At 42.1% G+C, this 15,193-nt stretch carries 14 protein-coding genes; 12 read left to right on the top strand and 2 right to left on the bottom strand.

Going from position 1 to position 15,193, the window contains the following annotated elements; translation table 11 throughout:
- The first annotated feature begins 8 nt into the window (after positions 1 to 8).
- On the top strand, positions 9 to 995 hold the full coding sequence (locus tag DOT_RS27205) for an ABC transporter ATP-binding protein (RefSeq protein WP_009624872.1): 987 nt from the start codon (positions 9 to 11) through the stop codon (positions 993 to 995).
- Positions 992 to 1,960: a dipeptide ABC transporter ATP-binding protein gene (locus DOT_RS27200; protein WP_009624871.1), complete on the top strand. Its 969-nt coding sequence runs from the start codon at positions 992 to 994 to the stop codon at positions 1,958 to 1,960. The genes DOT_RS27205 and DOT_RS27200 overlap by 4 nt, the downstream gene beginning before the upstream one ends.
- A gap of 127 nt (positions 1,961 to 2,087) precedes the next feature.
- Here the strand turns inward: DOT_RS27200 and DOT_RS27195 are convergent, their stop codons facing one another.
- Together DOT_RS27195 and DOT_RS27190 are read right to left on the bottom strand one after the other, a co-directional pair.
- Positions 2,088 to 2,492 carry a membrane protein gene (locus tag DOT_RS27195; protein WP_009624870.1) on the bottom strand — a complete coding sequence of 135 codons (405 nt, stop codon included), beginning with the start codon at positions 2,490 to 2,492 and terminating at the stop codon, positions 2,088 to 2,090.
- A gap of 71 nt (positions 2,493 to 2,563) precedes the next feature.
- Complete coding sequence (locus DOT_RS27190; RefSeq protein WP_009624869.1) at positions 2,564 to 3,004, bottom strand: DUF134 domain-containing protein; 441 nt, start codon at positions 3,002 to 3,004, stop codon at positions 2,564 to 2,566.
- A 147-nt stretch (positions 3,005 to 3,151) separates the two neighbouring features.
- On the opposite strand from DOT_RS27190, the gene DOT_RS27185 reads away from it, so the two are divergent.
- From DOT_RS27185 to DOT_RS27140, 10 genes are all read left to right on the top strand, one after another.
- The gene (locus DOT_RS27185) at positions 3,152 to 4,804 is read left to right on the top strand and encodes an FAD-dependent oxidoreductase (RefSeq protein ID WP_009624868.1); all 1,653 of its coding nucleotides are present in this window, start codon (positions 3,152 to 3,154) and stop codon (positions 4,802 to 4,804) included.
- Positions 4,805 to 5,094: 290 nt separating this feature from the next.
- Positions 5,095 to 6,573 (top strand): Lsa family ABC-F type ribosomal protection protein, encoded by a 1,479-nt coding sequence (locus tag DOT_RS27180; RefSeq protein WP_009624867.1) that lies wholly within the window; start codon positions 5,095 to 5,097, stop codon positions 6,571 to 6,573.
- 347 nt (positions 6,574 to 6,920) lie between these two features.
- Entirely contained in the window at positions 6,921 to 7,850 is a 930-nt protein-coding gene (locus DOT_RS27175; protein WP_009624865.1) for a ComEC/Rec2 family competence protein, read from the top strand.
- 66 nt (positions 7,851 to 7,916) lie between these two features.
- Complete coding sequence (locus DOT_RS27170; RefSeq protein WP_009624864.1) at positions 7,917 to 8,129, top strand: DUF3006 domain-containing protein; 213 nt, start codon at positions 7,917 to 7,919, stop codon at positions 8,127 to 8,129.
- An 81-nt stretch (positions 8,130 to 8,210) separates the two neighbouring features.
- Positions 8,211 to 8,465: a hypothetical protein gene (locus DOT_RS27165; RefSeq protein ID WP_009624863.1), complete on the top strand. Its 255-nt coding sequence runs from the start codon at positions 8,211 to 8,213 to the stop codon at positions 8,463 to 8,465.
- Between the two features lie 21 nt (positions 8,466 to 8,486).
- Entirely contained in the window at positions 8,487 to 9,749 is a 1,263-nt protein-coding gene (locus tag DOT_RS27160) for a GMC oxidoreductase (protein WP_009624862.1), read from the top strand.
- Between the two features lie 401 nt (positions 9,750 to 10,150).
- On the top strand, positions 10,151 to 11,065 hold the full coding sequence (locus tag DOT_RS27155; protein WP_242833924.1) for a sugar-binding transcriptional regulator: 915 nt from the start codon (positions 10,151 to 10,153) through the stop codon (positions 11,063 to 11,065).
- 66 nt (positions 11,066 to 11,131) lie between these two features.
- Positions 11,132 to 12,130 (top strand): galactitol-1-phosphate 5-dehydrogenase, encoded by a 999-nt coding sequence (locus tag DOT_RS27150; protein ID WP_242833923.1) that lies wholly within the window; start codon positions 11,132 to 11,134, stop codon positions 12,128 to 12,130.
- Between the two features lie 19 nt (positions 12,131 to 12,149).
- Positions 12,150 to 13,703, top strand: a complete 1,554-nt coding sequence (locus DOT_RS27145; protein WP_009624859.1) for an FGGY-family carbohydrate kinase — start codon at positions 12,150 to 12,152, stop codon at positions 13,701 to 13,703.
- The gene (locus DOT_RS27140; RefSeq protein WP_009624858.1) at positions 13,696 to 15,192 is read left to right on the top strand and encodes a sugar ABC transporter ATP-binding protein; all 1,497 of its coding nucleotides are present in this window, start codon (positions 13,696 to 13,698) and stop codon (positions 15,190 to 15,192) included. The genes DOT_RS27145 and DOT_RS27140 overlap by 8 nt, the downstream gene beginning before the upstream one ends.
- Position 15,193 lies beyond the last annotated feature (1 nt).

The following is a 15,193-nucleotide window of genomic DNA, read 5'->3' as shown; positions in this document are numbered from 1 at the left end:
TGAATAGGATGTTACTGGAAGTGAAGAATTTGAGAACGGAATTTAAACTGAAACGTGGTACTGTTAGGGCAGTCGATGATATCAGTTTTAGCATAGATAAGGGCGAGATTCTGGCCATTGTTGGCGAATCTGGCTCTGGAAAAAGCGTAACATCCCTTTCCATAATGGGACTATTACAAAACCCGGGCAGGATTGTCGGCGGAGAAATTTTGTTTAACTCTCAGAATTTGCTTAAGATGAGCCAAAAAGAACTGCAAAAAATCCGGGGCAACAAAATTTCCATGATCTTTCAAGAACCGATGACTTCTTTAAATCCGGTTTGGCGTATTAAAGATCAGATCATGGAAAATATCATGACCCATATGAAGATTTCTAAAAAAGATGCCCTAGCGCGTACTATCGAAATGCTGGATACGGTGGGCATACCTTCCCCAGCCGAACGTGCTTACGACTATCCTCACCAGATGAGCGGCGGCATGCGTCAGCGGGTTATGACCGCTATGGCACTTTCCTGCGAGCCCGAACTGTTGATTGCCGACGAACCGACTACGGCACTTGACGTAACAATTCAGGCTCAAATTCTGGAGCTGCTTTATCGGATGAGGGAGAAATTTCATATGGCTGTTTTGCTGATCACCCACGATTTAGGTGTGGTTTCCGAAGCAGCGGACCGTGTCATCGTGATGTACTGCGGCAAAATTGTGGAGGAAGCCGATGTGAAGAGCCTGTTTGCGCAGCCTCTGCATCCTTATACAGTGGGTTTGATGCGATCCATTCCTCAAATCGATGATGACAGTGATCAACGTTTATATATGATCAAGGGTATGGTTCCCAACCCTTTGCATATGCCGCCAGGGTGTCCTTTTTCTGACCGCTGTGACAGTTGCCTGGAACGCTGTACTAAAGATATGCCGGAGCTTCAAGAGATTGATGGGCATAAGGTGCGCTGCTTTCTGTATGATAAAGCCTCGGAAGGAGAATTGAGCACTAAATGAACGAAGTTTTGATGAAGGTTCAAGACCTTTCCAAACATTTTACCATGGAGACTGATTGGTTCGGTAAGCCTGTTTCCATTTTAAAAGCTGTGGATGAAGTGTCCTTTTCCATTGCCAAAGGGGAGGCCTTTGGTTTGGTTGGTGAATCCGGCTGTGGAAAAACAACTCTGGGCAAAATACTGGTCAATCTTTACAGTCCAACGAACGGAAAAATATTTTTCGCAGGAAAAGAACTGACTGTTCTTAATGAAAAGCAGCGACGTTCCTATTGCAAGGATATCCAGATGATTTTTCAGGATCCGTATGCCTCGTTAAACCCCAGAATGACGGTTGGCGATATCATCGCTGAACCAATTATCATTAATCATTTGCTGCCAATGAGTGAAGTAGAAGAGCGAGTTATTTATCTTTTAAACTGTGTGGGCTTAGCCCGGCACCAGCGCAATCGTTATCCGCATGAGTTTTCCGGCGGCCAGCGGCAGCGTGTAGGTATTGCTCGAGCACTCGCGGTGGAGCCCAAGCTAATTGTTTGTGATGAACCGGTTTCCGCTCTGGATGTTTCCATTCAGGCCCAGGTCTTAAATCTGCTGGATGATTTAAAAGCAGAGTTTGGCCTTACGTACCTCTTTATTGCCCATGGTTTAAACGTAGTGAAACACATTAGCGACCGGGTAGGTGTCATGTATCTGGGCAAGCTGGTGGAAATAGCGCCGAAAAAGGAGCTTTACGCCAACCCCCTGCACCCTTACACTCAAGCTCTGCTCTCCGCTATTCCAATCATTAATCCGGAGAAGAAAAAAGAACGCATAATTTTAAAGGGCGACGTGCCCAGTCCGATTAATCCGCCCGCAGGCTGCCGTTTCTGTTCACGTTGTTTTAAGGAGTTTGAGCCTTGCCAACTAAATTCACCAGAGCTGAAAGAGGTTTCTCCAAACCATTGGGTTGCCTGTCATTTATTTGAATAATAAATTCAAGGGGCTTCAGATGAGGCTCCTTCTTATTTTGTTGACATTGATTGACAGCTTATTAATCTGAATGACAGAATCTTTGTAGCCATTATTTCTCACCTTTTGTTATCAAATCAAACACTACTCACTTCATATGTGGGAATTGCTTCCAGTTCATAGGGACGCTACGTGAATATCCTACAAGTTTGTTATAGATGAAGAAAAGGGCAACTAATAATACCAACGCAAATATTCCTATTGCAAAGACCAGAGCAGTAATCAGCGCATTGAAGTTCGAACCTATTCTGCTCATTCCATATACAATAAGTGCAAAACCAATTGATGACAGTATGGTAGATAGATAATCAATTTTAGGTTTTGTTATTTCTATTGTACCTCTCAGATAAACAGCACCGCTGACAATGCAAATTAGTACCATTGGAATAAGCATGATGAATAACGCGCGCCAACTGAAAAATTGTAAGATTAATCCGTAAATGATCGGCCCCAGTGAAGGTCCAACCAATACGACACAAGTGCATAATCCCATTACAAAGCCGTGCTTTTCGCGCGGATTGATTGCTAGAGCGGAAAAGAAACGCCTAAGGCCGCCGCACTCCTTTACCTCTCACAATGAGTAATACATTGCTTTTGGTTACACACGACTTTATTTGAGCCGCAGTGGTGGCACACAGGTCTGTGATCCTCATAAGTGGTGATCGTTTCATTTCCGCAGGAAATACATTTGAAATTGCAGACATTTTTAGTGTAGTGTCCTCCGCCAATAGTGATCGCTCTATTTTCCATGAGTGCAGTTACGACCTTTTTTCTGGCCTCATCGATAATATTTTGAAAGGTTTGTCTGGAAATTTGCATCCTCACAGAACACTCTTCTTGCGTGAGTTCTTCAATATCCTTAAGCCTCATGGCTTCTAATTCTTCTATTTTAAGTTGAATCTCTTCAATTCCCTCAGAGCAGCCACATTTTCCCTTTGGACAGGGTGCAAAATATTTATTCTCGGGAATATTCTCCACCCGTCTCCATTTTACTGGCCTAGGCATAAGATTCTCCTTTCAATTGACCGATTGTAATAAGCTCCCAAAAGAAAGGATAACATGATTATTGTCAAATGCCAATAATCATGTTATTATTTTCATAAATTTAGAGAACTCGGATGTCAAATTTATTAGCTGAAGGAGAAGTTTGTAATGGGAAAAAAAGTACTTATTGTTGGTGGAGTTGCTGGAGGGGCCAGCGCTGCAGCACGCTTACGCCGTTTAGATGAAGAGGCGGAAATAATTATATTTGAACGTGGAGAGCACATTTCGTATGCAAACTGTGGCTTACCGTATTATGTCAGCGGAGTTATCAATGAGCGGGATGCCCTTCTGGTATCTAAGCCTGAAGCAATGAGAAGTCGCTTTCTAATTGATGTAAGAATCTTTAGTGAGGTTACCCGTGTTTTTCCTGAAGAAAAGGTCGTCGAAGTTCAAGAAAGTAATGGCAAAGTCTATCGAGAATCCTATGATCAATTGATTCTTTCTCCCGGGGCAGCCCCGCTTCGTCCGCCGATTCCCGGAATCGATGATATCGAAGCTCTTGTTGTACGTAATGTAACGGATATTGATCAGATAAAACGATATGTCGATGAGCAGCAACCGCAAACAGCGGCAGTCGTGGGCGGTGGTTTTATTGGCTTAGAAATGGCTGAAAATCTTCACGCCCGGGGGGTAAGTACCACAATTATTGAAATGAGCAATCAAGTCATGGCCCCTCTGGATTTTGAAATGGCCGCTATTCTGCATGAGCATATTTTCAATAAAGGAGTCAACCTTATTTTAGAAGACGGAGTAAAATCCTTTGTTAAAAAGGATAATACGACCGTCATTACGCTCCAGAGCGGTGAAGAAATTGAAGCGGATTTAATAATTATGGCCATTGGCGTAAAACCTGAAATTAAATTAGCTAAGGAAGCGGGACTAACGATTGGAGACTTAGGCGGAATCAAAGTCAATGAACGGCTGCAGACTTCAGATCCTAATATTTATGCTGTGGGCGATGTCATTGAAGTAAAACACATCGTAACAGGACAGCCTGCGCTCTTGCCGCTTGCAGGGCCTGCCAATAAGCAAGGCCGCATTGTTGCCGACGTTATCGCTGGTCGGAATAGTCAGTATAAGGGCACCCAAGGTACTGCTATTGCCAAGGTTTTTGATTTAGTGGCAGCTGCGACCGGCGCGAATGAAAAGATGCTCACTAAATTAGGAATTCCTTTCGAAGTAGCGATAAATCACTCTAATTCTCATGCAGGTTATTATCCGGGTGCAACAAGGATATCCATAAAACTTATCTTTGATCGAAGTAACGGTCGAGTCCTAGGTGCTCAAGCTATCGGTGCTCAGGGTGTTGATAAACGGATCGATGACATTGCTGGGGTAATCCGTCACCAAGGCACCGTTTATGATTTACAGGAACTCGAACTGGCCTATGCTCCGCCATTTTCATCGGCTAAGGACCCGGCTAACATGATCGGCTACGTGGCGGAAAACATTATTAATGGCGATGTTCGGATGATCCAGTGGCATGAACTAACTAAACTTAAAGCGCAAGATCTATGTATCATTGATGTACGGGACGAAGAAGAACGCAGAGCAAAATTTATTCCTGGATCGCTGCATATACCGATAAATGACTTGCGCAGTCACTTAGCGGAACTTCCTAAGGATAAGGACATCGTGGTATACTGTGAGATCGGGTTACGCGGCTATTTAGCTTATCGAATTTTAACTCAACACGGATTTACTCGAGTTAAGAATCTAAGCGGAGGCTGGGTCACTTATTATCCAGCTGTCTTTGGTTAACCACTTTAATTTCTCCAAGTTGAATTTTTGGGGGAAATAGATTAAAATGTAACTAACAATTAGAGATTGGAGATGGAAAGATGCGTAATTTTTCTTGCTAATTATACAAAGCATAATGAAATGGTGGCTGAAACGCTCGTTTTGTTGTGCCTATGCAAGAAAGTTACTCTCTTTTCACTCAAATAATACATCTTACCCATACCTCATAGAGGGCTGGCTTTATTGTGTATTAATGAGCTGCAAGAATTAACTTTCTTGCAGCTCATTATTTTGCTCAGGAGGATAAAATTATGTCGCTAATAAATGTTGCAAACCTTACGTTTGCTTATGACGGTAGTTATGATAATGTATTTGAAAACGTGAGTTTCCAAATAGACACGACTTGGAAATTGGGGTTTACGGGCAGAAATGGTAGAGGTAAGACTACATTTCTCAATTTGTTACTTGGTAAATATGAATACAGCGGTAATATTTCAGCAAATGTTCGCTTTGAATATTTTCCTTTCAATGTCGTAAACAAGGAAAATGATACCCTTGAGGTCATCAGCGATATTTTTCCCGACTATCTTCATTGGAAATTGCTGCGTGAACTTTCATTGCTCGAAGTTTCTGAGGATATTTTATATCGTCCGTTTGATTCATTATCCCACGGCGAACAAACGAAAGTGTTGCTTGCTACTTTGTTTCTGAAGGAAAATAGTTTTCTGTTGATTGATGAACCAACCAATCACCTGGATATGACTGCAAGAAAACTTGTCAGTGATTACCTTAACACCAAAAGCGGTTATATTCTGGTATCACACGATAGAGCATTTCTGGATAACTGCGTTGACCATATTCTTTCAATCAATAAGACCAATATCGAAATCCAAAAAGGCAATTTCTCCAGTTGGTGGGAAAATAAACAAAGGCAAGAAAGTTTTGAGTTTGCAGAAAACGAAAGGCTTAGGAAAGACATTACTCACTTGTCGGATTCTGCCAAACGAACGAGTAGCTGGTCGCACGAAGTGGAAAAAACAAAAAATGGAACAAGGAATTCTGGTTCCAAGCTAGATAAAGGTTATGTTGGTCATAAAGCCGCTAAAATGATGAAACGTTCCAAGTCAATCGAGAGCAGGAAGCAGTCTGCTGTTGATGAAGAATCTAAACTTCTTAAAAATGTTGAAGACTCCGACAGCCTGAAGCTTTCTCAACTGGCTTATCATAAAAATCGACTTGCTGAACTTGAAAGTGTTTCGATTTTTTATGGTGAAAGGATGATTTGCAAAGATATCGACTTTACTATTGAGCAAGGTGACCGAATTGCGCTTATGGGCAAAAACGGCTCAGGAAAATCAAGTGTTATCAAACTTATTTGTGATAAGAATATAAACTATACAGGCACTTTTAGGAAAGGAAGTCAGCTTAAAATCTCCTATGTTTCACAAGATACATCGCATCTTCAGGGCAATTTAACTGACTATGCTATAAACAACGAGATCAACGAAAGCCTTCTTAAATCGATTTTAAGAAAACTTGGTTTTTCTAGAGTTCAATTTGAAAAGGATATGTCTACTTTTAGTGGTGGTCAAAAGAAAAAAGTGCTGATTGCCAAAAGTTTATGCCAACAAGCGCATCTGTATATTTGGGATGAACCACTTAACTATATTGATGTGATTTCCCGTATACAAATCGAAGAGCTATTGCTTGAATACCAACCAACTATTCTGTTCGTGGAGCATGATAGGACATTCAGCGAGAATATTGCGACAAAGTTTGTGAATGTTTGATTGCGTGTTAGAATATCTTTGATCGTGTTGAAAGAAATCAAGGATTAATTGCAAGCCCTATTCCGGAAGCTTATTGTCGTAACTTCGATAGATTAATGCAGTACCTCCAAACCATAAAAGAAATGTTATAATTGTGAGTATCGCCCCACGAGTGTCACCATGATTGAATTTGAGGTCAAAACCCTTGGATGTAAATCAATACGCTGTAGGATGGGGGACATTGGCATTAATGAACGCTCCATTATTAGTAGTTCTTTTTGAGAAAAACGAGGATGAAACCCAATAGATGAAGAAGTCCGAATGGAGTGTCCAGGCACCCGTTGCAAAAATTGAGGGGAGTTATTTAATTGGTATTTCGTAAAAGGCGGTTTATCTTGCCGCTGCTCATCATGCTTTTATTAGTTCTTTCAGGTTGTGGTATAGCGAAAGAGGAGGTGACTCCAAGCCTTGCAACTAGTCAAACAGGGAAAAGTGGTCAGCTGCAAGTCCATTTTCTAAATGTTGGTCAGGCGGATAGCATCTTAGTGATTACCCCTAGCGGTGAAGCAATTCTTATTGATGGGGGAAATCTTGAGGACGGTCCAGGGGTAGTAAGTTATCTTAAATCCCATGGAGTCAAAGAACTTTCTGCGGTAGTCGCTACTCATCCACATGAAGATCATATTGGTGGACTTGGTACCATCATAAACATTTTCCCGCCAAAACAGGTTTATATGTCAAATGGCACTTCAACGACAAGAACGTTTAAGGATTTTATTACTGCGGTCAATACAAGTGGCGCAAAGAAAATTAGAGTTAAAGCTAACACCAAGCTCGATGTTGCAGGTATAACTGGAGTATTTTTAGCACCCAATAGTGACCAATATGAAGATCTTAATAACTATAGTGTTGTTTTAAAGATCACCTTTGGTAAGGTTTCCTTCTTGTTAACAGGGGATGCGGAAGATGCTTCAGAAGCAGAAATGTTGAAAAACGGGCAAGATTTAACGGCAACCGTGTTAAAGGTTGGACACCACGGAAGTACGAGTTCAACCACAAATGCGTTTCTAAAGGCTGTTGAGCCTAAATACGCAGTGATATCTGTCGGAGTTAATAACGAGTATGGGCATCCTGCTCAAAAGACATTAAAGAAATTAAGCGGTGCAGGGGTACAAGTGTATCGGACAGACCAAGATGGAACGGTTGTTGCTACAACCAATGGAGATACCATTAAATTTGAGAAAACAGGCAAGACAATATCATCTAATAGACCACCTGTAAATGCTGCCACCCCTTAGAGAAGTCAAGCCTCAACCCCATGCAGCCAGTTCGTGCTAACATCCCAATTAAAGGAGGGGATTTAAATGGCAATCATTATTGACCGCTTTGAGGGTGACTTTGCGGTCGTCGAAATCGATGGTCAAGCAATGAAAGATATTTCTAAAAGCGATATTCCGGCGACCGCTAAAGAAGGCGATGCTCTAAAGTTTGTAAATGGAATGTACGAAATTGATGTTGAAGAAACAAAACGGATTAAAGATGAAGTCGAAAAGATGATGAGAGACTCGTGGCGTTAGTAGTAATTCAAAAGAGGGAAGTAGGCTCATCGTTTGTTAGAATGAAAGGGAGAATAAGACTTATTTTTCGGGGTGAACAGTATGATTATTGGTTTTGGTTTTGGAGATCCAATTCAAAGTATTCTCATGCTTATGGTTACTTCATTGATCAGTTATATGATTTATCGCAGCTTGCGTAGTTTCGGACCTGGAAAACAGGATCCATTACTTAAAAGGGAGCAGCGCAAACAGTATTATTGCGCCCAGAGAGAACAAGCAAGAGAATTCGCACGTGAATTTGATTTGACGGATGAAGAGATTGAACGGCGTTTAGACGACGAGCTGAGAATGAGTTAAGGAAATTAAAGGGATGAGCAGATGAGCTTAAATATAGGAAAAGAAACTTGGGATGTAATAATTGTCGGAACTGGTCCTTCAGGGGCCTGTGTTGCTCGACAAATGGCCAGACAGCACAAGAAGGTTCTGCTTCTGGAAAAAGGGCAGGCAGACCTTTCTATTAACATACCCAGAATGCTTAAAAACAAAGAGATGATGTTCATTGGCAAGGGTAAGACCTTGGTCAGGGGAATCCGGACCGGAGGGACATCAGTATTGTACTACGGAACAGCTTACGACCCACCGGCGAAACTGTTTGCCAAATTTGGTATCGATTTGTCCAGTGAAGTCGAGGAACTAAGAAGCGAATTGCCCTTAGGTCCTCTGAAAGATGAATTAATTGGTCCTGCTGCCCATAAAATTCGGCAAAGCGCAGTTGACCTAGGTTTAGCATGGGGGAAGTTGGACAAGTTTATTTACCAGGATCTGTGTGCTCCAGGGCATTTTCCTTCTGAGGCCCTGTGGAATGCCAATCGCTATGTAAGTGATGCAATTGAATCAGGTGCGGTGCTGCTAACTTGTTCAGTAGTAACCCGCGTAATTGTGAATGAGAACCAGGCAATAGGTGTGGAAGCAACAGTACAAGGCGAACACCATAAAATATATGCTTCTAAGATAGTGCTTTCTGCCGGAGGACTTGGAAGTGCCCAAATTCTTCAAGCCAGTAAAATCAATAAAGCAGGTGAAGGATTTTTTTGTGACCCTATCACGATTGTGCAGGGACTGGCGGAGGGCATCGAGGCAGGGAAGGAGATACCTATGGCTGCCGGAATGATTTTTGAAGAAGAAGGTTTTGTTCTCACGGACCTTACCTTGCCCAAACTTGTCTATCAGTTGTTTAGTGTCCAAGCACTACGTCCAAACCGAGTTTGGCAACACGAGAGAACCATGGGGATTATGGTTAAAGTTAGAGATGGCCTTGGGGGTAGTATCAAACGAGGAAAAGTTTATAAGAATTTTAGCGAGGCTGACAAACAAAGAATGCAGTTAGGCGAGAGCAAGGCTAGAGAAATTTTGCTGCATGCTGGAGCGAAGAGACTGTATAGTACTGTCTGGACTTCTGCCCATCCAGGTGGCTCGGCAAGGATAGGGGAAATCGTTGATTCCAACTTAAAGAGCGAGTATGATAACTTATATGTTTGTGATTGTTCTGTAATCCCAACGGCGTGGGGTTTACCGCCTACCCTTACCGTGCTGGCCTTGGCAAAACGCTTAGCAAAGCACCTGCTAATGATGAAGAGTTAAACTTCGCAGCGAAGGAAGTTTTAACTCTACCGAAGGAAAGTATTAAGTACCATTCCCGCTTTTAGTAGTGGGAGTCCCAATTGGATGAATTTGTACTATGGGGTTAGTGCAACTAAGGCGCACTTATGCTTCCAGAAAGTATGAAACGAAAAGTTATGCTAGCGGCATGGAAGTCTGACTAGTATTAAAAAGGCAACTCGCTGAGTTGCCTTTTATTTATTTATTGGAATCATGTACATTGAAATTAATTCCACACTAAAGAAATTAATTTCAAATCAAGCAGGGATATGAGGACTTTTAGAGAATATACACTCAACTAAGATTATTCTGAAAAAACCAATTAATGCGAGATAAGGAAGAAGGTGAAGCATATAGTCAGATTGTTGGTTAAAATTGCTCGTATGTATTATGAGTTTGGTTATAAACAAGATGAAATTGCCAAAATTGAAGGTATCTCAAAAGCTAAAGTAAGTCGCCTTCTTGATAAGGCTCATAAAGAGGGCATTGTAGAAATCAAAGTCGTTTATACCCTGCAATCGGTTGACGAATTAGCGGATACTTTACGAGAGTACTTTGATCTGAAACAAGTTTACGTAGTACCTGTTACTGTTGATCACCCTGATGCGATTCGCAATGATTTAGGTCGTGCTGTTAGCAATTTTCTGGGTGAGATCGTCAATGATGGAGATGTGATTGGGGTATCTTGGGGTACGACCTTACATTTTGTAGTAAACCATCTCGAAGAATACCCGGCAGAAAATATCAAAGTTGTTCAGCTCAATGGCGGGGTTACTAAGAACTATCTATCTACCCAATCGACAACCATCATGGAACGATTTGTTCAAGCCTTTCATGCTGTGCCATATATGCTACCCGTTCCAGCGATTGTCGATAGTGTAGAGTTGGCCAGAGCGCTCGTTGCTGATTCTAATGTTAAACAAACTCTTGATTTAGGTCGAGAAGCGCGAATCGCCCTTCTTGGTATTGGACGAGTGTCTGAAGAATCTATCCTTGTTAAGGCTGGATATTTCAAGCATGAAGAATACGACGAATTATTGAACAATGGTTCAGTTGGAGACATTTGTTCCCGCTATTTTCGCCTAGATGGAACAATTGCAGATGAGAAATTAAACCAACGAACCGTGGGAATTACCTTAGAAGATCTTAGTGCTAAGGAATATACGATTGGTGTTGCTAATGGCGAAGAGAAAGCGGAGGCTATCATTGGAGCCTTAAGAGGCAGGTATATTAACACTCTGTTTATTGATGAAGTTGCTGCTCAAAAATGTCTTGAACTATTAGACATTAAAAAATGAACAATAATCTGTTAGGAGATGTTGATTATCAAAGCGATTAAGTTGTTTGCCCCGGGAGATGTTCGAGTGGAAGATGTTGAAATACCAGAGCTAGAAGCGGGTAATGTATTGGTCAAAGTCAAAGCTGTAGGAATTTGTGGATCGGATATTGGCAGAGTGAATGTCTTCGGTGCTTACCGTCCAAACCTTACGGTAGGTCATGAATTTAGCGGAGAAATTGTTGCAGTTAACGAGGCTGGAGCATGGAAGGTTGGAGATAGGGTCGTAGTAGCTCCTTTGATTCCTTGTAAATCATGCCAGTGGTGTGCAACTGGGCATTATTCTCTGTGTGAATCGTACGATTACTTCGGTTCCAGACGTGATGGAGCTATGGCTGAATATGTCGATGTACCCGTCGGCAATTTGCTATTAACGCCGGACAATGTTTCATTTGAAGCTGGTGCTATGACAGACCCGGCGGCCAATGCTATTCATGCCATTTGGAATGGTGGCTTAAGTTCAGGAGAAACAGTTGCAGTATTCGGGGCAGGTCCTATTGGACTCTTTGCCATACAATTTGCCAAAATCCTGGGTGCTAGTCGGGTTATTGCGGTCGATATTAAAGATGATAAATTAGCGGTTGCGAAAAATGTTGGCGCTGATGAGGTCATTAATGGTCTCACAGAAGACCCGATTGAAAAGCTCAGTGCTCTCACCGGGGGAAAAGGTATTAATTTAGTGATAGAAACTGCAGGATCACGTATTGCTCAAAATCAGGCGGTCTGTTCTGCAGGTAAGTTAGCTAGAGTCGTTTTTGTAGGTATATCTCACGATAAATTAGAGCTTAGCGAAAAGGCCGTCAATACTATTCTTAGGCATGAGCTAGCTGTTAAAGGTTCATGGAATTCTTTCTCTAATCCATTTCCAGGACGTGAATGGACTTATAGCCTAGAGCTAATGTCTGAAGGGAAGCTTCAAACAGACGTGATTACCAGTCATCGTCTAAGTTTGGATGAGGGACCAGAGATTTTCAAAAAGTTAATGGATAAAGATTTCTTCTTTAATAAAGTTTTATTTTTACCCTGAACACAGGAGGGGATTACAAATGGATGCCAGTGTTACGCTGCTGCTCGCAGCTGATTTTGGGACACAAGGTGTTCGGGTAGCCGTTATTGATCAATTCGGTGTTTTAGTGAAGATGGCCTTTGCTGAATACCCCACATCTTACCCCCAGCCTGGCTGGGCCGAGCAAGACCCTCAAAGTTGGTGGCAGTCCTTTAAACATGCACTAGCAATATGTTTGACGAGTGTGGAAGATGTGAACCAAATAAAGGGTCTAACCATTTGTTCTACATCTTCCACAGTTCTAGCGGTTGATAACACTGGTCAGCCACTAACCCAAGCAATCCTCTGGATGGATAACCGTGCGGTCAAAGAGGCTGAACGAATTAATCAATCAGGACATTCGCGCCTGCAATACTCTGGTGGGTCGGATTCTGTGGAGTGGATGATTCCTAAGGTTCTCTGGTTAAAAGAAAATTGTTCGGATCTATACAATCGTTCGAGTTTGATTGTTGAAGAACAAGACTGGCTTAATTATCGGTTAACTGGGCGTTGGGTATCCTCACGCTGTACGGCTACTTGTAAATGGAATTACGTTGATGTAGAGGGGGGGTGGTCGCCGGATTTTATGACCGAAATTGGTCTAGATGATTATGAGAACAAATTACCAATAGAAGTTATTCCGGTCGGTCAGCCTGTAGGAAAAATCCAGTATGAAACCGCTTTAGAACTGGGTATCCCAGAGGGTGTGATGGTATTTCAGGGGGGGATCGATGCCCATATTGGTCTTTTGGGTATGGGAGCAGTCGAACCAGGCCAGATGGGAATTATCATGGGTACTAGCTTTGTGCACTTGGCACAACTACCCGATGCAATTTATCGTCCTGGATTATGGGGTCCTTATCCTAATGCTTTGGTGGAGGGGTTGTGGCTCCTAGAGGGAGGTCAAGTGTCCTGTGGTTCATTAACAAGATGGTTCAAAGATCATTTTGCTGCGGATCTCAAGTTTACCCATCCAGGAGAGGAACCTTATCAAATCCTTGCTGAGGAAGCCGCTAAAATCTCACCCGGTTCAGAAGGGATCGTCGTTCTGGATACTTGGCAAGGTAATCGAACTCCTTATCGTGACCCACTGGTTAAAGGGAGCTTTTGGGGATTAACCTTGAGCCACACTCGAGCTCATTTATATCGTTCCTTACTCGAATCCGTAGCCTACGGGACTAGAAATATTTTGGAAAGCTTTTCAGCAACAAACTTTAAAATTCAACAGCTTATCGCGAGTGGGGGAGCATTAAAGAATCGACTGTGGCTTCAAATCATTGCAGATGTAACTGGTCTCCCGATTCGTCTACCTAGCTTTAGTGAGGCTGGAGTTTTAGGATGTGCCATTTGTTCCGCTAGTGGATTAGGATTGTATTCGAATTTATTGGAAGCTTCAAAGGTGATGGTTTGTTATGGCGAAGATATTTATCCAGAACGTGCTAACTATGAACTTTATTCATTTTATTTTAAACAATATAAAAAGACCTATGAACTATTAGCGCCCCAGATGCACCAAATGTATAGATTTCAGCAAAGGGGAGGAAGCGATGGGTGAAAACAAGTTGATCTTGGAAATGCGCGGTATTTCCAAAGACTTTTCAGGAGTACAAGCACTCAAGAAGGTTAATTTGAGTGTGGAAGCTGGAGAGGTACATTGTCTGATAGGGGCTAATGGAGCGGGCAAGTCGACTTTAATGAAAGTTCTAGCAGGCGTTTATTCTATGGACGAGGGCGAAATAATATTTGACCAAAAACAAGCCAATATCACGAACCCTATTAGCAGTAATCGCTTGGGAATTGCAGTGATCTATCAAGAATTATCTCTCTTACCCAACCTTTCCGTTGCGGAAAATATCTTCATTGGAAAATACCCGAGGAAATATCGTTACTTATTAGATTGGGCAGAACTGACGAAGAAGTCACGTGCCTTAATTGATAGCTTAGGCATTAAGATTGATGTTATGGAACCGGTAAGTTGCTTAAGTATCGGGCATCGACAGATTGTGGAACTAGCTAAGGCCTTAGCATCTAATGCGAAGCTGATCGTTATGGATGAACCCTCAGCAACCCTATCGAGCGAAGAGTTTGAAACGTTGGTACGGGTAATTCAAGAGTTGAAGAATAAAGGGATCAGTATTATCTATATATCGCATCGTTTGGAAGAATTATTCAGAGTGGGAGACAAAGTCACTGTCTTACGAGACGGCCAATATGTTGCCACGAAACAGCTAAAAGAGATTACTCAGGATCAATTAGTGGAATTGATCATCGGACATGCTCTTTCAAAAGAGAAGAAACCAAAGGTTCCTATATCAACCATAGAAGAACTTGTAACCATGAAAGACATTCACACTAATAAGTTAACCTCAATCAATCTTTCATTATATAAAGGAGAAATTCTCGGTCTTTATGGTCTGGTCGGCTCTGGGAGGACTGAAATTTTACGGGCTATCTATGGAGCGGATCCCTTACAAAAGGGTGAATTGTACATAAATGGTGGGAAAGTTAAGTTCCGATCTCCTGCAGAAGCTATGAAGAAGGGGATTGCCTTGGTTCCTGAAAGTCGGAAGACGCAAGGGCTACTGTTAAACCTATCGGTGTGGGAAAATGCAGTTGTTCCCTCACTTAAGAACTATACTTGGTTTGGATTATTGAGGTATTCAACAATGTTTAAACATGTGAATGAACAAGTTGAACAATTAATGGTAGTTACTCCTTCCATTCGAGCCTCAGTGAAGAATTTAAGTGGTGGTAACCAGCAGAAAGTTGTTATTGCTAAATGGCTGCTTAAGAACTCGAATATTTTGCTCTTTGATGAACCAACTCAAGGGATTGACATTGGAGCTAAGGAAGAAGTGTACAAAATCATCAAAGGTCTATCTGACAAGGGGTTCGGAGTTATCGTCGCCTCGTCAGAATTGGCTGAGCTAGTACAATTGTGCGATCGAATGGTCGTTATGTTTAATGGTAATATTGCCGGGGAATTTCAGCAGGAAGATTTTAGAGATGACGCCATACTTCATTGTGCGGTCACGGGAGGGTAAG

This window comes from Desulfosporosinus sp. OT, from assembly GCF_000224515.1.
Taxonomy (GTDB): Bacteria; Bacillota; Desulfitobacteriia; order Desulfitobacteriales; family Desulfitobacteriaceae; genus Desulfosporosinus.
The sequence above is the reverse complement of the archived record's forward strand: the minus strand, read 5'-3'. Positions and strand labels throughout refer to the sequence as shown.